Origin of the sequence: Suilimivivens sp., from assembly GCF_037359455.1 — a bacterium.
Lineage (GTDB): Bacteria > Bacillota > Clostridia > Lachnospirales > Lachnospiraceae > Suilimivivens > Suilimivivens aceti.
In genome coordinates this window covers 1-18,991 of record NZ_JAXXXI010000014.1, presented here as the reverse complement: position 1 = coordinate 18,991, position 18,991 = coordinate 1, and the positions used below count along the sequence as shown (strand labels likewise).

17 protein-coding genes and 1 riboswitch are annotated in these 18,991 nt (G+C 44.1%); of the genes, 13 read left to right on the top strand and 4 right to left on the bottom strand.

The window, feature by feature from the left end; all coding sequences use genetic code 11:
* Nucleotides 1-4: 4 nt before the first annotated feature.
* A complete protein-coding gene (locus WJQ40_RS02000; protein WP_337402678.1) occupies nucleotides 5-2,746 on the bottom strand; it encodes a PBP1A family penicillin-binding protein in 2,742 nt (913 codons plus the stop codon).
* A gap of 177 nt (nucleotides 2,747-2,923) precedes the next feature.
* Here WJQ40_RS02000 and WJQ40_RS01995 point away from each other — a divergent pair, with 177 nt between their 5' ends.
* Entirely contained in the window at nucleotides 2,924-3,571 is a 648-nt protein-coding gene (locus tag WJQ40_RS01995) for a YigZ family protein (protein ID WP_337402680.1), read from the top strand.
* Between the two features lie 218 nt (nucleotides 3,572-3,789).
* Nucleotides 3,790-5,139, top strand: coding sequence for a magnesium transporter (mgtE, locus tag WJQ40_RS01990; RefSeq protein ID WP_262575191.1), 1,350 nt, complete (start codon nucleotides 3,790-3,792; stop codon nucleotides 5,137-5,139).
* Between the two features lie 122 nt (nucleotides 5,140-5,261).
* Here the strand turns inward: mgtE and typA are convergent, their stop codons facing one another.
* Nucleotides 5,262-7,121, bottom strand: a complete 1,860-nt coding sequence (gene typA, locus WJQ40_RS01985; protein WP_337402682.1) for a translational GTPase TypA — start codon at nucleotides 7,119-7,121, stop codon at nucleotides 5,262-5,264.
* Nucleotides 7,122-7,293: 172 nt separating this feature from the next.
* On the opposite strand from typA, the gene WJQ40_RS01980 reads away from it, so the two are divergent.
* The 5 genes from WJQ40_RS01980 to WJQ40_RS01960 all read left to right on the top strand — a co-directional run bounded on the left by WJQ40_RS01980 (nucleotide 7,294) and on the right by WJQ40_RS01960 (nucleotide 12,660).
* Nucleotides 7,294-7,947 carry a single-stranded DNA-binding protein gene (locus tag WJQ40_RS01980; RefSeq protein ID WP_118799377.1) on the top strand — a complete coding sequence of 218 codons (654 nt, stop codon included), beginning with the start codon at nucleotides 7,294-7,296 and terminating at the stop codon, nucleotides 7,945-7,947.
* 104 nt (nucleotides 7,948-8,051) lie between these two features.
* Nucleotides 8,052-8,549, top strand: coding sequence for a cob(I)yrinic acid a,c-diamide adenosyltransferase (locus WJQ40_RS01975; RefSeq protein ID WP_118799378.1), 498 nt, complete (start codon nucleotides 8,052-8,054; stop codon nucleotides 8,547-8,549).
* A gap of 142 nt (nucleotides 8,550-8,691) precedes the next feature.
* A riboswitch (Lysine riboswitch) is annotated at nucleotides 8,692-8,868 on the top strand.
* Nucleotides 8,869-8,938: 70 nt separating this feature from the next.
* Entirely contained in the window at nucleotides 8,939-9,823 is an 885-nt protein-coding gene (dapA, locus tag WJQ40_RS01970) for a 4-hydroxy-tetrahydrodipicolinate synthase (protein WP_337537726.1), read from the top strand.
* A 35-nt stretch (nucleotides 9,824-9,858) separates the two neighbouring features.
* On the top strand, nucleotides 9,859-10,620 hold the full coding sequence (dapB, locus tag WJQ40_RS01965; RefSeq protein ID WP_337537725.1) for a 4-hydroxy-tetrahydrodipicolinate reductase: 762 nt from the start codon (nucleotides 9,859-9,861) through the stop codon (nucleotides 10,618-10,620).
* Between the two features lie 87 nt (nucleotides 10,621-10,707).
* Nucleotides 10,708-12,660, top strand: coding sequence for a fructose-1,6-bisphosphatase (locus WJQ40_RS01960; RefSeq protein ID WP_262575190.1), 1,953 nt, complete (start codon nucleotides 10,708-10,710; stop codon nucleotides 12,658-12,660).
* A gap of 70 nt (nucleotides 12,661-12,730) precedes the next feature.
* Here the strand turns inward: WJQ40_RS01960 and WJQ40_RS01955 are convergent, their stop codons facing one another.
* Nucleotides 12,731-13,195 (bottom strand): hypothetical protein, encoded by a 465-nt coding sequence (locus WJQ40_RS01955; RefSeq protein WP_262575045.1) that lies wholly within the window; start codon nucleotides 13,193-13,195, stop codon nucleotides 12,731-12,733.
* Between the two features lie 113 nt (nucleotides 13,196-13,308).
* Here WJQ40_RS01955 and hisA point away from each other — a divergent pair, with 113 nt between their 5' ends.
* From hisA to WJQ40_RS01925, 6 genes are all read left to right on the top strand, one after another.
* Nucleotides 13,309-14,151: a phosphoribosylformimino-5-aminoimidazole carboxamide ribotide isomerase gene (gene hisA / locus WJQ40_RS01950; protein WP_337537724.1), complete on the top strand. Its 843-nt coding sequence runs from the start codon at nucleotides 13,309-13,311 to the stop codon at nucleotides 14,149-14,151.
* Between the two features lie 301 nt (nucleotides 14,152-14,452).
* Nucleotides 14,453-15,163 (top strand): lantibiotic protection ABC transporter ATP-binding protein, encoded by a 711-nt coding sequence (locus WJQ40_RS01945; protein ID WP_337402693.1) that lies wholly within the window; start codon nucleotides 14,453-14,455, stop codon nucleotides 15,161-15,163.
* A gap of 50 nt (nucleotides 15,164-15,213) precedes the next feature.
* Nucleotides 15,214-15,945, top strand: coding sequence for a lantibiotic immunity ABC transporter MutE/EpiE family permease subunit (locus tag WJQ40_RS01940; protein ID WP_337402695.1), 732 nt, complete (start codon nucleotides 15,214-15,216; stop codon nucleotides 15,943-15,945).
* Between the two features lie 2 nt (nucleotides 15,946-15,947).
* On the top strand, nucleotides 15,948-16,691 hold the full coding sequence (locus WJQ40_RS01935) for a lantibiotic immunity ABC transporter MutG family permease subunit (RefSeq protein ID WP_262575042.1): 744 nt from the start codon (nucleotides 15,948-15,950) through the stop codon (nucleotides 16,689-16,691).
* A 40-nt stretch (nucleotides 16,692-16,731) separates the two neighbouring features.
* Nucleotides 16,732-17,394: a response regulator transcription factor gene (locus tag WJQ40_RS01930; RefSeq protein ID WP_262575041.1), complete on the top strand. Its 663-nt coding sequence runs from the start codon at nucleotides 16,732-16,734 to the stop codon at nucleotides 17,392-17,394.
* On the top strand, nucleotides 17,382-18,782 hold the full coding sequence (locus WJQ40_RS01925) for a HAMP domain-containing sensor histidine kinase (protein WP_337402698.1): 1,401 nt from the start codon (nucleotides 17,382-17,384) through the stop codon (nucleotides 18,780-18,782). Before WJQ40_RS01930 ends, WJQ40_RS01925 begins: the two co-directional genes overlap by 13 nt.
* Nucleotides 18,783-18,793: 11 nt before the next feature.
* Here the strand turns inward: WJQ40_RS01925 and WJQ40_RS01920 are convergent.
* The coding region (locus tag WJQ40_RS01920; protein ID WP_337537723.1) for a hypothetical protein at nucleotides 18,794-18,991 on the bottom strand (198 nt) is incomplete at its 5' end.

Genomic DNA, 18,991 nt, shown 5'->3' with positions numbered 1-18,991 from the left:
CTGGTTATTCAGCGGCTGGTGCTTCACCCTCTGTTGTGGGAAGCGGAGCTGCGGCAGCTTGAGCTGCGGCAGCCTGTGCTGCGGCAGAAGCGGCTGCCATTTCTCCACGCTGTTGTTCGATGATCGTCTCAATACCAGGCTGAGCCATGTATTCGGCAGTGTGGATACAGGTCTTTTGCGCTGTCTGTGGTACGGTGATCGTGGATACAGTGCCGTCTTCATTGGTAACCTCCTGGGTTGCCATAGCCGGTGCTTCTGTGCCGCTTCCCTGCTGGAGAGACGGATCCTCTACAGGCGTCATGGTCAGGACACCTTCAACCTTGAAAGGACAGGTATCACAGGCCGGAAGGTTACTGTAAGGACAAACCATACCCTGATAATGTACATCACAGCTTTCTGTAGGAACAGTGCCTTCTGCAAAGTACTCCGTTTTCAGGGTACCATCACACAGACCGGGAATCGGAAGCTTGCCTGACTGTGAGCATACAGTTGCAGTGACGATACCACTGGGTACCTGGAAGGACTGGCTAGGCAGATCCTCGTGTACCTTACTCATAACAGCACGCCAGAGTTTTTTGGCAAGGTTTCGTTCACCGTTTCCTTTCTGGAGCTTGGCATTGTTATCATAACCGGTCCAGACGGAGGCAGTGTAATAAGGTGTATAGCCGGAGAACCAGACATCATTGTAATCAGATGTGGTACCTGTTTTGCCGGCAATCGCCATATTACCAAAGTTAACAGAGGCACCGGTACCGGAGGTAACAACGTCTACCATGGCATCTGTCAGGAGCCATGCAGTTGTTTCCTTGATCACCTGTCTTGACTGCGGAGCAGTATTGTCCAGAATAACATTGCCATCATGGTCAAGAACCTTGGTGTAAAGCTTGGGCTTGATATAGGTGCCGCCATTTGCGATCGAAGCATAGGCAGCAGTCAGCTCCTCATTAGTAACACCCTTGGTAATACCGCCAAGAGCAAGGGACTGCTGGATATCAGAAAATACCTGTGTCTTGCCGCCAACGGTGATTTCCTCTCTTTCTACAAGAGTGGTGAAACCAAAGTTCTTCAGGTAATCAAAGCCAAGCTGAGGTGTAATCTGCGTCAGTGTTTTCACAGCGATAATATTCATGGACTGTGCAATACCTGTTCGCAGAGAGTTCAGACCTCTGTATTCACTGCCCCACCAGTTGTTGACGGGACGTCCGTTTGCATAGTTGAAAGGAGCATCATTCATAACCGTAGCAAGGGTAAGGCCTGCGCTGTCAAGGGCAGGAGCATAAACAGCTACGATCTTGAATGTGGAGCCGGGCTGACGTTTGGAATCAGTAGCACGGTTTAAGGTACGGCTGGCCTCCTTCTGGCCTCTGCCGCCTACCATGGCAACGACATAGCCGGTACTCTGATCTTCGATAACGATAGAAACCTGTGGCTGGGGAGTCAGGGTAATATTTTCACCATATACTTCCTCACTGGGCTCCATAACAGCAGCCTTATACTGCTCAATTGCATCATAGGCAGCCTCCTGGCTGGAATAAAGCAGGTTAAAGGAGCTGTCCATCTCCTTGAAATACTGGCGGTACATTTCTGTACTGTAGTTTTTGAAATTGCCATTAGAATCCTGCGTGGTCAGCTCATAGCTGAGCTGCCATCTGGTACCCTCCGGATAATTCTCTTCATTGGAAAAGGCTTCATCACAGATTTCCTGTACATGGGGATCCTGCGTAGCATAGATCTTAAGACCTCCACTGTAAAGCAGGGTATAGGCCTGGGTCTCTGTATAATTACCAGTGGCCATCAGGTCCTCCATGATATCATCGGTAAGGGCATCCACAAAGTATGTATTTACGGAGTCCTCTTCAACCTCAGCATTGACGATCTGGATACGGGAGTAGACATCATCTGCCATGGCCTCATCATATTCGGTCTGAGTGATATAACCCTGCTCCAGCATATTGTTCAGTACCTTTTCGCGACGCTGGGCATTATTGTCCGGGTGGGAGATAGGGTTGAACTTGGAAGGATTCTGGGTGATACCGGCAATAACGGCACATTCCGAAAGTGTCAGAGTGTTGACAGATTTGTTGAAATAACGCAGGGATGCTGCCTGTACACCAAGAGTATTCTGTCCAAGGTTAATGGTGTTCATATAGTTGACAAGGACATCATCCTTGGACATGGTTTTGGTCAGCTCAATGGCAAGATACTGCTCCTGGATCTTACGCTTGATCTTATCCATGAAGCCATCTTCCTTGGTCCAGTTGGTAAATACGTTATTTTTCAGAAGCTGCTGGGTAATGGTACTGGCACCTTCAGTAAAGTGGAATCCGTTGCTGATACCTACATAGGCTGCACGGATGATTCCTTTGATATCAATGCCATTGTGTTCATAAAAACGTTCATCCTCGATCGCTACAAAAGCGTGGGCGAGATTCTCCGGAATCATATCCTTGGCCACAGGAATACGGTTGGAATCCTGAGCGATCAGTTTACCGATCTGGTTGCCCTCCAGATCATAAACGAAGGTGGAAAATCCGGTGGGTGTGACATCAATATTTTCAATACTGGGAGCTGTATCAATGATCCCCTTAAAAACACCGATCCCGGCACTGGCACCGATGACACCGATTGCCAGAATGCCGAGAACCATCAGGTTCATGACAGCAAGCAGTAATTTCTTGCTCCATTTATGGGATGAAGCATGGAGGGATTTCTGACGTTCCTTGATCCCTTTTTTACTATAATTCATGTAATTGCCTCCATATCAGTTTTACAACATATAGAGTATACCAAAATGTGCCAGCAAAGGAAAGGTTTTTCATACTTTATTAAGAATTGTTCACCATATGGTGCCGTTTTATTCAGCCTTGACAAGAGAAGAAAGCTTCCTCATAATTTAAGAAAAGAGTGGGAAAAGAGAATACAGATGGAAGAAAAAAAAGAACAGTTTTCTCCTTATCGTATACTGGTAGAGGGAGGAAGCGGTGAGATCATAGAAAAGAAATCCCGTTTTATTGCGAATACGATGCCGGTTTCATCTGAGGAAGAGGCAGCAGCATTTATCGAGTCCATGCGGAAAAAATATTATGATGCGAAGCATAATTGTCCGGCTTATATAATAGGTAGAAACCAGGAGCTGACAAGATGCAGTGATGATAAGGAACCGGCGGGAACGGCAGGAAGACCGATCCTTGAGGTACTGTTAAAGGAAAATCTGACAGGTGCAGCTATTGTCGTGACCAGGTATTTTGGAGGAGTGCTTCTGGGAACAGGAGGCCTCGTGCGGGCTTATACAGAGGCTGCCAAGGCAGGGCTTGCAGCATCCAAAACTGCATGGATGCGCTATGGTGTGATGCTTTCCATAAAGACAAATTATACGGATCTTGGAAGGATACAGTTCCTTCTTGCAGGAAAGGGACTGGAAGCGGAGTGCATTTATACTGAGAATGTGGAGATACAGGTCAGAGTACCGGCAGAGGAGAAGGATTTTCTCTTGAAGGAGCTGACAGAAGGAACCGCGGGAAGGGCTTCGTTCCAGATCCTGGAAGAGGGGTATTACAGGGATTTTACCTGAATCTGACATAGATCTTACGGTAAAATCCGTTGACAAAAAGAGACAGGTGGTCTAAAGTAAATTTGGTGATCAAATATCCGTAAAATGGGTATAACACATAGTAGGATTCTTCGAAAGGTGGTGGTTTTTATGAGTAAAAGTTCACAGTCAGGCAATGCGGACATACCTCCTCATGAACGGAGCATAAAAATCACATATAAAGGAGATATACTATGGATATGGAAGAAATCAGGGATCTGGAAATAATCAGAGAATTACTGGAAACCAGGCAGTATACAAACCTCCGTCAGAAGGTAGCTGAGATGAATACCGCTGATGTGGCGGCTATTCTGGAGGAAATGGAGGAGGAAGAGCTTTTAAAGGTATTCCGTATATTGCCAAAGAGCATGGCAGCAGATGTGTTTTCCTATCTGGAAGTGGATCATCAGCAGATGATCATCACCAGTCTGTCCGACAAGGAAGCCGCCAACATCATTGATAATCTGATGGCGGATGATGCGACAGACCTTCTGGAAGAGATGCCTGCCAATGTAGTCAAGAAGCTTCTGGCAAATGCCAGTGCAGATACGAGGAGAGATATCAATCATCTTCTTCGCTATCCTGAAGATTCTGCCGGCAGTATCATGACTGTGGAGTATGTGGATCTGAAGGAAAATATGACAGTACAGGATGCCATTAACCGGATCAGACAGGTAGGTGTGGACAGTGAGACCATCAATATCTGTTATGTTCTGGATGCCAAGCGTACACTGGTTGGAACGGTAGCACTCCGTTATCTGCTGATCACACCACCGGATGCTGTTATCGGTGAGATGATGCATGAGAATGTGGTATTTATCAATACCATGATGGATCAGGAGGAGGTTGCCAGGCAGTTCCAGAAATACGACTTTACAGCAATGCCCGTTGTAGACAATGAGAACCGTCTGGTTGGTATTATTACCGTCGATGATATCGTGGATATTCTGCAGGAAGAGGCCACAGAGGATATCGAAAAAATGGCGGCTATTGTACCTACCGACAAGCCATATATGAAGACCACGGTGTTTGAAACCTGGAAAAAGAGGATTCCGTGGCTTTTACTGCTGATGATTTCAGCGACGTTTACAGGAAGTATCATTACTTCCTTCGAGGATGCCTTAAGTGCCTGTGTGGTGCTGACTGCCTATATCCCCATGCTGATGGATACCGGCGGAAATGCGGGTGGACAGGCCAGTGTTACGATCATCCGTGGACTTTCCTTGAATGAGATCGAGTTTAAGGATGCGTTTAAGGTAGTGTGGAAGGAAGCAAGAGTAGCAGTGCTTTGCGGACTGACGCTGGCTGCAGCGAACTTTGTGAAGCTTCTGCTTTTTGACAGAGTGACGATCGCAGTTGCAGCAGTCGTGTGTCTTACGCTGGTAGCAGCTGTGTTTATTGCCAAGATCATCGGATGTCTCCTTCCGATGCTTGCCAAGAAGATCGGCTTTGATCCGGCAGTTATGGCGAGTCCCTTCATTACTACGATCGTAGATGCGCTGTCATTGCTGATCTATTTCAGCATTGCTACAGCGATCATGCATATATGATGACAAACAGAGACAGGTGCCTGCAGCAGGCATCAGGGCCTTAGGCTTCTGATCTCGGTCTCATAAAATAATAAAAACAGAAATCCCGGAAAGTTATTCTTTCCGGGATTTTTCTCACTTCATTATTTATTGTCTGCCTGAGCTGCCAGGGAAGCCTGACGCATGGCAGCACGCTTTCTCATGGTAGGATCCAGGATCTTCTTACGGATACGAAGGCTCTTCGGAGTAACCTCCAGAAGCTCATCGGTATCAATGAAGTCAAGAGCCTGCTCAAGACTTAATACCTTGGGCGGTGTCAGACGAAGCGCTTCGTCTGCACTGGAGGAACGTGTATTGGTAAGCTGTTTCTTTTTGCAGACATTCAGCTCAATATCCTCGCCACGTCCATTCTGCCCTACAACCATGCCGGAGTATACCTTTTCACCGGGACCGATGAAGAGAGTACCACGCTCCTGTGCATTATAGAGACCATAGGTGATGGCTTCCCCGGCTTCAAAGGCGATCAGGGAACCCTGCTTTCTGTACTGGATCTCACCCTTGAAGGGACCATAGCCGTCAAATACGGTATTCATGATACCGTTTCCCTTGGTATCTGTCATAAATTCACCACGGTAACCGATGAGACCTCTGGCAGGAATGGAGAACTCCAGACGGGTGTAGCCGCCGCTGGCACTTCCCATGCTGCGCAGCTCACCCTTTCGCTGACTCAGCTTTTCAATGATGGAGCCGGAAAATTCTTCCGGTACATCAATGTAGCAAAGCTCCATAGGCTCCAGCTTCTTGCCGTTTTCATCTGTCTTATAAAGAACCTCGGCCTTGCTGACTGCAAATTCATAGCCTTCACGGCGCATATTTTCGATAAGGACAGACAGATGCAGCTCACCACGTCCGGATACCTTGAAGGACTCTGTGGTATCGGTTTCTTCTACACGCAGGGAAACATCTGTATTCAGCTCACGGAACAGTCTGTCACGGAGATGACGGCTTGTAACGTATTTACCTTCCTGACCGGCAAGCGGAGAATCATTGACAATGAAATGCATGGCAATGGTAGGCTCTGAGATCTTCTGGAAAGGGATGGGAGCCGGATTATCTACGGAGCAGAGAGTATCTCCGATATGGATGTCTGCAATGCCGGAAATAGCAACGATGGAACCGATGCCGGCTTCCTGGATCTCTACCTTATTTAATCCGTCAAATTCATAAAGCTTACTGATCTTGACCTTCTTCATCTTATCAGGTTCATGGTGGTTTACGATCATCACTTCCTGATTGACCTTTACGGAGCCATTGTCTACCTTGCCGACACCGATACGACCCACATATTCATTATAATCAATAGTACTGATCAGAACCTGGGTACCGGCATCAGGATCACCTTCCGGTGCCGGGATATAATCCAGGATCGTTTCAAATAAAGGAACCATATTAGTACCTGGCTCATCCATATCAAGAGAAGCTGTACCGGCCTTTGCTGAAGCAAAGACAAAGGGACAGTCAAGCTGTTCTTCACTGGCTTCCAGATCGATAAACAGCTCCAGAACTTCGTCGATCACTTCATCAGGTCTTGCTTCCGGGCGGTCGATCTTATTGATGCAGACGATAACAGGAAGCTTTAATTCCAGAGCCTTGCGGAGAACGAATTTGGTCTGGGGCATGGCACCTTCAAAAGCATCTACTACAAGAATAACGCCGTTTACCATCTTAAGGACACGTTCTACTTCGCCGCCGAAGTCCGCATGCCCGGGAGTATCGATAATATTGATCTTTGTATTTTTGTAAGTTACCGCAGTATTTTTGGAAAGGATTGTAATACCACGTTCCCGTTCGATATCATTGGAGTCCATCACTCTTTCGGCTACTTCCTGATTCTCACGGAAGACACCGCTTTGTTTCAAAAGCTCGTCAACCAAGGTGGTTTTGCCATGATCAACATGGGCAATAATGGCAACGTTTCTGATATCTTCTCTTTTCTGTTTCATAATCTCCTCCATCTGACATAAACACTATTTCGTAGTATAACACCGGTAAATAAGGCTTGTAAAGTGTCAGAATGTCGATTTTATGCGGTAAATAAAGGTTCTTCTTTGGCAAAAGAGATGATATATATTTATTACATACAGGGAAAAACCAAAGTGTAAAAGGAGAAGAGCAATGACAGATAAGGTAATTGAAAACAACCAGGTGGTAATCATGGGAGAAATTGTCAGTGATTTCTCATTCAGCCATGAAATTTTCGGGGAAGGATTTTACATGGTAGAAGTAAAAGTGGAAAGACTGAGCGATTCCAGTGACATTATCCCGCTGATGGTCTCGGAGAGGCTGATCGATGTAAAAGCTGACTACAGGGGACAGCTGATCATGGTCACAGGACAGTTCCGTTCCTACAACCGCCATGAGGAAAGAAAGAACAGGCTGGTTCTTTCTGTATTTGCCAGAGAAATTGAATTTGTTGATGAGATTGAAGAAAGTGCAAAGACCAATCAGATCTATCTGGATGGCTATATCTGCAAGGAGCCTGTTTACCGGAAGACGCCGCTTGGGAGGGAGATCGCAGATCTTCTGCTTGCGGTAAACAGACCCTATGGAAAGAGTGATTATATTCCCTGTATCTGCTGGGGAAGAAATGCCAGATACGCCAATCATTTCCATGTGGGGACCAGATGTGAGATCTTTGGGAGGATCCAGAGCAGGGAATATATGAAGAAGCTGTCAGAGGAACAGGCAGAAAAGAGAATCGCCTATGAAGTTTCTGTCAGTAAGCTGGAGCTTCTGGAGGAGCCGGAGGATACGCCTCTTCATGCATGATTTTTTCAAAAAATCCGGGAAAAGCAGCGAAAAGTTGCTTTTCTTATCTGACTGTGATATGATGAGCCGTAAGTTTCTATAGAATTTTCATATGAGGTGTGTTTATGAAACAGGGGCTGATACATATATACAGCGGAGATGGACATGGCAAGAGTCCGGCAGCACTTGGCAAGGCGGTGATGGCGGCAGCGGCCGGTGAAAGAGTTGTGATCATCCAGTTTTTGAAGGGCAGAGGTCTGCAGGACACTGAGTTTATCAGGAGACTTGAGCCGGAGATCAAGATTTTCCGTTTTGAAAAGAGTGAGACCGATTTTGTGGCACTTTCTGAAGATAAGAAGCAGGAAGAAATTGTCAACATTAAAAACGGATTGAACTTTGCCAAGAAAGTGCTTACCACGGGAGAATGTGATCTGCTGATCCTGGATGAGGTACTTGGACTCATTGACAATGAGATCATTACCGTGGAAGATCTGAAAAATCTACTGGAAGCAAGGGACGGTGAAACTGACATTATCATGACAGGAATTTCACTGAATGATGATCTGTGTCTGGTCGCCGATGAGGTTTCCAGGATAGAAACATTGAAATTTAAACGCTGGTAAGACAAAAGCATTTTTTGCAATAGCAAGAGCAGGATATCATAGCATCTGCGCATTGACAGGAGTCAGGCGAGGTGCTATGATTTGTTTATAACAAAACAGCAGTTCAGTCTGCGACAGCAGATGGCTGCATGAACAACTTGATAGATGAGATAGAGGTTGCGTATTTTAAGAGTAATTTTTTGGATGTGGCAGGCACAGAGGAAGGAAAATGAAAGGAAAACACGCCGAAAGAATTCGGAGACACTGCATATGGATTCTTGGGGATACAGTTAAGAGCTGTATGACTGTCATCAGATTCTGATGGGGCGCTATCCGATGAAAGAGATAAAAGTCGGCGCCATTTGTGCCGGCTGTTTTTTTACATAATAATATTCAAGGAGGCAGTTAATATGGCAGTTTTTACAGGCGCAGGAGTAGCAATCGTTACACCCTTTAAGGATAACGGTGAGGTGGATTACGAGAAATTTGCAGAAATGGTAGAGTATCAGATCGAGAATGGTACGGATGCGATCATCGTCTGTGGTACTACCGGAGAATCTTCCACACTGACACATGAGGAGCATCTGGATGTGATCCGCTACTGTGTGGAGAAGGTAAATGGCAGGATCCCGGTCATTGCAGGAACGGGCTCAAACTGTACAGATACAGCGATCTATCTTTCTACAGAGGCCGAAAAATACGGCGTGGACGGACTTCTTCTGGTAACTCCTTATTACAATAAAGCAACCCAGAAGGGCTTATACCAGCACTTCAAGGCAGTGGCAGATTCTGTTAAGGTTCCAGTTATTCTTTATAATGTGCCGAGCCGTACAGGCTGCAATATCGCACCGGAAACTGTTGTGAAGCTCTGCACGGAGGTAGAGAATATCGTAGGCGTCAAGGAAGCAAGCGGAAACTTAAGCCAGATCGTGAAGCTGATGTCCCTGGCAGATGGTAAGGTAGATCTGTATTCTGGTAATGACGATCAGATCACTCCTCTTCTTGCACTTGGCGGTAAGGGTGTAATCTCTGTTCTTTCCAATGTGGCACCCAGACAGACACACGAGATCTGTGCAAAGTTCTTTGCAGGAGATGTGGCAGGAAGCTGTGCAGAACAGCTTCGTGCGATTCCGCTCTGCAATGCATTGTTCTGTGAGGTAAATCCGATCCCTGTGAAGAAGGCACTGAACCTGCAGGGAAGGGGAGCTGGTATCCTTCGTATGCCGCTCTGCGAGATGGAAGAAGAAAATGCGGTAAAGCTTGAAAAGGCAATGAAGGATTACGGTATTTTATAAGAGCCATATTAATAGGAAAGAATGAGGAACAGAAAATGGTAAATGTGATCATGCATGGCTGCAATGGAAAGATGGGACGCAATATCGCTGCCCTGATTGCAGATGATCCGGAAATTACACTGGCAGCAGGTGTAGATGCTTTTGATGAGGGAAAGAATCCCTTTCCTGTTTTTAAGGATATCAGGGACTGTGACATGGAGGCGGATGTTATCATTGATTTCAGTGCAGCACCTGCAGTAGATAACCTGCTTACTTACTGCGAGGAAAAAAAGGTGCCCTGTGTGCTTTGCACCACCGGTCTTTCTGAGGAGCAGCTTCAGAGAGTAGAAGAGGTTTCAAAGAAGGTAGCGATCCTGAAGTCTGCCAACATGTCCCTTGGCATCAATATGCTGTTAAAGCTTTTGAAGGAAGCAGCAAAAACACTGGTACCGGCAGGATATGATATCGAGATCGTAGAGAAGCATCATAATCTGAAAAAGGATGCACCGAGTGGCACTGCGCTGGCACTTGGTGATACGATCAACGAAGAGTTTGACAATGAATTTGACTACGTGTTTGACAGAAGCACCAGGAGAGAAGTAAGACCGAAGAAGGAGATCGGATTTGCATCCGTCAGAGGCGGTACTATCGTAGGAGATCATGATGTGATCTTTGCGGGAATAGATGAGGTGATCACCTTTTCCCATAGTGCCTATTCTAAGGCAGTATTTGCAAAAGGGGCGGTCCAGGCTGCAAAATATTTAAAAGGTAAGCCTGCAGGTCTTTACAATATGAGTAATGTGATAGATAATAAATAGTAAGAGAAAAGGAATGGTTTTATGAAGAAATGGCCATTCCTTTTTTAATCTGAACGGGGGAAGGGTCATAAGGTGACCTACGGAAAAATGAATGAACTGGAATTAAAGTATTTAAAGAGCCTTGCACATCAGTATCCTAATATTGCAGCAGCTTCTACAGAGATCATCAATCTGCAGGCAATTCTTAACCTGCCGAAGGGAACCGAGCATTTCCTGACGGATATCCATGGGGAGTATGAGCAGTTTAACCATGTACTGAAGAATGGCTCCGGTGCTGTGAAAAGGAAGATTGATGAGGTGTTCGGAAATACCTTAAGCAGCAGGGACAAGAAAGCACTTGCCACGCTGATCTATTATCCGGCAGAGAAGCTGGATCTTGTGATGCAGGAGGAAGACAATATTGAAGACTGGTATAAGATCACACTGCACAGGCTGGTACAGGTAACCAAGCGTGTGGCTTCCAAGTATACCAGATCCAAGGTAAGAAAGGCTCTGCCGAAGGATTTCGCTTATATCATCGAAGAGCTGATCACAGAAAAGGCAGAGGTTTCCGATAAGGAAGGCTATTACAATGAGATCATCCATACTATTATCAGGATTGGGCGGGCACCTGACTTTATCATTGCCCTGAGCAACCTGATCCAGAGGCTGGTTATCGATCATCTGCATATTGTAGGGGATATTTATGACAGAGGTCCTGGCCCCCATATTATCATGGATACGCTGATGAAGTATCATTCGGTGGATATCCAGTGGGGAAATCATGATATCGTGTGGATGGGGGCTGCCTGCGGACATCTTGCCTGTATTGCGACAGTCATCCGTATCGCAGCACGATATGGCAGCCTGGATACCCTGGAGGACGGCTACGGTATCAATCTGATCCCGCTTGCCACCTTTGCCATGGAGACTTATAAGGATGTAAACTGCGATACCTTTGCCATTAAGTTTAATACAGACTATGACACCAAGGATCTGAGTCTTGACATGAAGATCCATAAGGCAATTTCCATTATGCAGTTCAAGCTGGAAGGCCAGGTGATCAAAAAGCATCCGGAATTTCAGATGGATGACAGACTGCTTCTTGACAAAATTGATTATGATAAGAAGACTGTGCGGATCGGTGATAAGGAATACGCCATGTCAGACGTGGAATTCCCGACCGTGGACAGGAATGATCCCTATAACCTGACTCCGGAAGAAGAGCAGGTTATGGCAAGACTGCGTCAGGCCTTCCTGAAATGTGAGAAGCTTCAGAGGCACATCCGTTTTCTTTATACCAACGGAAGTCTGTACAAGGTGCATAATTCCAATCTTCTGTATCATGGCTGTGTGCCGGTGGATGAGAAAGGCGATTTTAAATCTGCCAATGTAGAGGGCAGGGAGTATAAAGGCAAGGCGCTGTATGATGTGCTTGATAATTGTGCAAGAAAAGGCTACTACGCCAAGAATGAGCCAATCGAGATGTACCGGGCGCAGGATCTGATCTGGTATATATGGGCAGGACCTAATTCCCCGGTCTTTGGCAAGGATAAGATGGCTACCTTTGAACGGTATTTCATAGCAGACAAGGAGACTCACAAGGAAGTAAAGAACAGCTATTATTCACTGCTTGGCAATGAAGAGTTTCTGAATAAGATATTGACGGAATTTGGCCTCAGCACCAGAAATTCCCATATCATCAATGGACATGTGCCGGTAGAACTGAAAAAGGGAGAATCACCGATCAAGTGTGATGGCAAGCTGCTCATTATCGATGGTGGCTTCTCCAAGGCTTATCAGAGCAAGACCGGAATTGCGGGCTATACACTGGTGGCCAATTCCCATGGTATGCGTCTGGTTGCCCATGAGCCCTTCGAATCTACAGAAGCAGCGATCCTGCATGAATCAGATATTTTCTCTGATACTACGATCGTGGAAACCTCCTATGACAGGATCCTGGTTGCGGATACTGATATTGGACGGGAGCTGCGGGAAAGCATCACTCAACTGGAACTGCTGCTTGATGCTTACCGGGATGGTACGATTATTGAAAAATAAATTCCAAAAAAGAGCTGTCATTGTCTGACAGCTCTTTTTCTGCCAATATAAGAATAAAATCTGGCAGTAATTACTTCTTTACAGGTGAAGCCGAGGGGGATGCAGAAGCTCGTGTATTACCATTAGCCGGACTGCCTGTGTTACTGCTTCCTGTAACGGAATCTGTCATATCATCAATGCCGTCTGTAACTCCGTTTACAACATCATCGACACCATCGGTAATACCATCGATTGCATCTCCAACCGCATTGCCTGCGTCTTCGAGGAGAGAACCATCATCACCAGCAGTCACATCGTTGACTGCATCATTGACATCATCTGTGATATTGTCATTGCCATTCACTGCACCATTCTCGGTGCCTGCAGCATTATTTTCCGGGGAGCCTGTGACAGTTCCCTGATTGTTTCCGGTTGCAGCATTCCCTGCCATATCATTTGCAGAGTTGTTATTTTTGCTGCTTCCACAGGCAGCAAGTGCCAATGTCATAGAAAGCAGCATAGCTGCAACTAACAGCTTTTTCGATCCTTTCATCATAATACCTCCTGTCTAAGGCTGAAAGATGCCTTTCTTAAGAACTGCAAACTGTCAGTTCTGTTGCTATTATGTGCATTCTGTATTAAAATAATTCGTGTGAAAAGGAGCAGAGAATGAAATTCAGACCATGTATTGATATCCACAATGGAAAAGTAAAACAGATTGTAGGTGGAAGCCTGAAGGATGCAGGAGATCAGGCAGAGGAAAATTTTGTTTCAGAGCAGGATGCGGCCTTTTTTGCCAGATTATATCAGAATAAAAAGCTTTCAGGCGGACATATTATACTTTTAAACCCACCCTCTTCAGAATTTTATGAACAGACGAAAAGACAGGCTCTCAGTGCACTGCGTGCCTATCCGGGAGGACTGCAGATCGGTGGCGGGATCACACCGGAGAATGCAGGGGAATATCTGGAGGCAGGTGCAAGCCATGTGATCGTAACCTCTTATGTGTTCAAAGATGGAAAGCTTCATTATGACCGCCTGCAGGAAATGGTAAGGGCTGTTTCAAAGAACAGACTTGTGTTGGATTTAAGCTGCCGGAAACGGGAAGGAAGCTATTATATTGTAACCGACAGGTGGCAGAAGTATACAGATGTTTTGTTAAATGAGGAAACGCTGCATAAGCTGGCAGGATTCTGTGATGAATTTCTGGTGCATGCAGTAGATGTGGAAGGAAAGGCAAATGGTATAGAAGCGGAGGTAGCTGCCCTTCTTGGAAATGCCTGCGAAATTCCGTCTACCTATGCGGGCGGGGTACATTCCTATGAGGATCTGGAAAAGCTGAAGCTTCTTGGAAAGGACCGTGTGGATGTGACGATCGGCAGCGCCCTTGATCTGTTTGGGGGGAGGATGAACTTTGAGACGGTAGTTCTTCTGTCCCAACAAAAACCGGATGATCATATCGAGATTGAGATTAATCTGGATGAGATTGATGCGACAAGTATGGAATTATAGAAAGAGAGAATTACAATAGGCCAAAATCAGAGAATAGTAGACGACCGGGTACAACTCCGGAAAAGGAGAAAGCTATCACAGAAGCACTTAAGTATTTTAAGATGATATGATAAAAAGAGGCATTCTTTTATAGAGTGCCTCTAATTTTTTGCGACAAATTATTTATGGATATATGAAAGCTTTTCTAATAATCTTCATCAAATCTTTATTTTTTCTTTGTAATCTGTTTTCAGATTGAAAAATATCTATGGCAACAAAATAAAAAACAAATTTATATATAGGTAAAGGAAAGGGAAAAATAATGGAAATGATGCTTAAAACTAACGAACTTTGTAAGACATTTAAAGATCAGAAGGCGGTAAATAAAGTATCGCTGAATATACCAAAGGGTTGTGTATATGGCCTCCTTGGACCAAACGGAGCAGGAAAGTCGACAACACTAAAGATGATAACCGGAATCATGAAGCCTACAGATGGTGAGATAATCTATGACGGAAAGCCATGGAGCAGAGCAATTCTTGAAGAGATTGGAGCACTCATCGAAAATCCTCCAATCTATGAAAATCTTACAGCAAGAGAGAATCTTGAAGTAAGAGCTATTCTTCTTGGGGTGGCAAAGAGCCGAATCGATGAAGTTTTAAAAACAGTTTCACTTACAAATACAGGAAAAAAGAAGGCTGGTCAGTTTTCGCTGGGAATGAAGCAAAGACTTGGAATCGCACTTGCACTTCTTGCAAATCCCAAGCTCCTTATTCTGGATGAGCCTACAAACGGACTTGACCCAATCGGAATTGAAGAGCTTAGAGAACTTATAAAAACCTTCCCTGAGCAGGGAATTACCGTGATTTTGTCAAGCCATATTCTCTCAGAGGTTCAGATGTGTGCTGATTATATCGGAATAATCTCAGACGGAGTACTTGGATATGAAGGTAAGCTTCTTCCGGGACAGAATCTTGAAGAGCTCTTTATGGATGTTGTTAAGAAAAATCGTAAGCTTCAGAATATCGAATAAAGAACGTAAATTACTAACTATCTGACAGATTAGATGAAAGGACTAAAGCAATGACTAATATAATAAGAGCGGAATTTTTAAAATCAAAGAGAACTATGAGTAGTAAACTCATAGTTGTATTTCCAATAATTACACTTGTAATGGCATTTGTGCTTACGTTAGGAATGACCAATGCCTACGCAGAGAGCGCATGGAACTGGTGGTATGTACTTCTTCTTCCTGGTATGATTGCTATCGTAAGCTACCTTTCTGTAATTAGAGAAAAGAAAAACGGATACTACAACATCAAGACTCTTCCAATGGAAAAAAGAAAACTGATGCTTGGGGAAATTGCTTATCTTGGAATCCTTGTTCTTGTATCAAATGTAGTACTTTTTGCAGGAGCTACCGTGGGGGGAGCTATTTTAACAACAAGTATTCCTGTAATTGGAGCAGCTATAACGGTTGTCGTTCTAACTATCACAGAGCTTTGGCAGATACCACTGTTCTTATTCTTAAGTGAAAAATTTGGAATGGTAGTAGAACTTATGGTTTGTCTGTTTATAAATGTGCTTGGAATTATCGTAGCACCTTCAGAAAAATGGTTTATACTGGTCTCTGCGATATCCATGAGAGTTGTTACGCCGCTTTTGCATGTACTTCCAAATGGATTGAGAGCGCAGGCAGGGGAACCACTTCTTAGTTCCTTCGTAATTCTTCCTGGAATTCTCATTGCACTCGCCCATTTTATGCTTTTAACTTATCTATACCTTAACTGGTTTGAAAAAAGAGAGGTGAAATAATAATGTTTACCAGATGTCTTCGCGCAGATTTTTATAAGATGAAAAGAAGTTCCGTAATAATTGCTCATATTATAATCCCGATTGTGGTAAGTGCAGTGTTTCTTGCTTATTATGCGATTTCCGGATGGAATGAAACAGATAAGATAACTGCTTTTTATGAGACTCTTGGATCTGCATTTCCTGTATTGATTGGAATATTCATTGCTAGTACAATGGAGCAGGAGCAAAATGCCGGGGCATTCCAAAATCTTCTTACTTTAAGAAGTAGGACAGCAGCGCTCTTTTCTAAGGTAGTGACATTACTTGTGTTTGGCCTCTTTGCCTTGTTGTTTACGGCGGTTATATTCGGATTTGGCTTTAACATGATACATGGACATAGTATCGCTTCAATGGGGCTTTTTGTTAGAGCAGTCCTTGTGATGTGGCTTTCCGCAATCCCACTTTATCTGATATTTGAGATTTTTGCATTTGTTTTTGGAAAAGCTTTTGCAATAGGTGCAGGTTTGATTTCGGGACTTATCAGTGCACTTTTCCTTACTGATATTGGAATGTATGTCTGGAAGATTGTACCACTTTCATGGACAGCCAGAATTCCTGAAACATTCCTTGCATACGAGCTTGCGGATAGGGGAGCACTTTCTGAAATAAAGTCGCATGCACCGATTTACCTGGTAGTTGTTGCTGTATGCTTTGCAGGATATTTTGCTTTTGCTACAAACTATGAGGGTAGTAAAATATCTGAATAATCAGCTTCAAATATAATGAAATAGAGGATGAAAAAAGAATATGGCAAACATACTTGCGGTTGACGACGAAAAAGCCATTTTAAACATGATTGAGAGTATTCTTGTTAAAGACTCTCACACCGTTACAAAAATTGATGAACCTACGAAAATTGAGATGGATAAGCTCTCACACTTCGACCTAATATTACTGGACGTGATGATGCCTGGAATTGACGGTTTTGAGCTTTGCTCGAAGATAAGAAATGTGGTTGATTGTCCGATTTTATTTATCACTGCAAAGACGGATGAGGGAAGTCTTGTAAATGGACTTGCCCTTGGTGCAGATGATTATATCTGTAAGCCCTTCGGAGTAATGGAGCTTCGTGCAAGGATTGGAGCACACCTTCGAAGAGAAAAACGTGAGCATGTGGCAAGACTTGCTCTTGGCAGAATATGCTTTATGCTTGAAGCACGAAAGATGATGATTGATGAAAAGGAAATAAGTCTTACAAAGGCAGAGTATGACATATGCGAGTTTTTGGCAAAGAACCGCGGACAGATTTTTTCAAAGGAACAGATATTGGAAAAGGTGTTAGGTTACGACAGTGAGAGTAGCGATAGCACAATCATTACACATATCAAAAATATTAGAACAAAGCTTTCAAGCTTCGAGTATATGCCAATTAAGACAGTTTGGGGGATTGGATATAAATGGGAAGAGTAAAGAGTAAGAATAAAAAAAACAAGAGAGGTACGCTGGGTCTTGGAAGTATGTTCGAGGCCTATATTTTTTTAATGGGATTTGCACTCGTTATATGGGTTATCATTTCTTATTTTGCTTTTAACGTGCTTATCAATATTGGTGCTATATACCCGGCTAACTACGCGGAATATAGAATAAATGAAGTCTTTGAACAGATTGAAACAGCAAACGAAGTGACAGAGGATATAATTCCTGATGTATGTCATTATGTTGTTTTTTCAGAGGATGGGGAAGTAATCTCTGGCAATCTTGGCGAAAAGGATGTGGAAACAGCACGGAAGGTATTAGCAAATAAGAATTATAGCGATGGCAAATATTATAAAGTTATTCCCCGGACGGATGAATATGTTGTCTTGCAGTATAGACTTAAGCCTCAGTATAAATCTTTGTGGATGAATGAACATATGCCAAACCCGGAAATACTTTTGATGTTGTTCGTTCTTTTCTGCTGTATCGGAATTATGCAGATTTTTGCAAAGAGATTCGGATATAGAATCAGAAAGAAGATGGCTCCCATGAGGGGGGCTTTAGTGCAGATTGGCGACAGAAATTTGGATTTTGAAATCAATTATTCAGGTGTTCGTGAGATTGATGAATGTTTGGTGGCGCTTGATGATATGCGATATGTGCTTAAGACTTCACTTCAGAAGCAGTGGGAGACCGAGCAGGAAAAGAACAGGCAGATGTCAGCGCTTGCCCATGACATCAAGACGCCTCTTACGGTGGTACGTGGCAATTCCGAGCTTTTATTAGAGACAGAGCTTACGGATGAACAGAAGAATTATGCGGACTATATTTCAGGAAGCGTACTTCAGATTCAGAATTATGTGCAGACTCTCATAGAAGTTACGAAGTCTCAGGAGGGGATTTCGCAGGCACCTGTTAACGTGAATGTCTATGATGTTCTGGCTGATATCAAAAAGCAGACCTTGGGACTATCGGAAGTTTATCAGCATCAGATTAACTGGAAGGAAGAATTGGAAAGTGAAAATAGCGACTCTGTTATAAGCGTCGTGTACGATCATGTTGTCAGGGCTGTCATGAATGTTGTGAGAAATGCTGCTGAGCACACACCCAAGGGCAGTGTGATAAATATTACAGTTACTTACAGCGACGGAGAACTTGCCTTTACCGTTGAGGATTCCGGAAGTGGCTTTACGCCTGAAGGGCTTGCCCATGGCACAGAGCAATTTTTCATGGATGATTCTAGCAGAACCGGCGGCTCTCATTATGGCATAGGATTGTTCTTTGCGAAAAAAGTAGCTGAGGAGCACGGAGGAAAGATTGTTCTTGCTAATTCCAATGAGACTAGTGGAGCCAAGGTTGAGATAAGCTTTACTAGTCAATAGTGTTGATAGCATTACTTTTTCTTCTTGCCACGTCCATTTCCCTTAACTGGTTTGCAGAGGTCTGAGTAGCGTTGCAAAATGTCTGTAAAGGTCTTGAACTCGTATGGATCCATTTTGGTAAAATTGATTTTGAAAAGTTTGCTGTACATAACCATTTGAGCCTGAGTGGCATTGTCTGCAGTTTTTAATTCCTCAAATGAGTCAAGTAT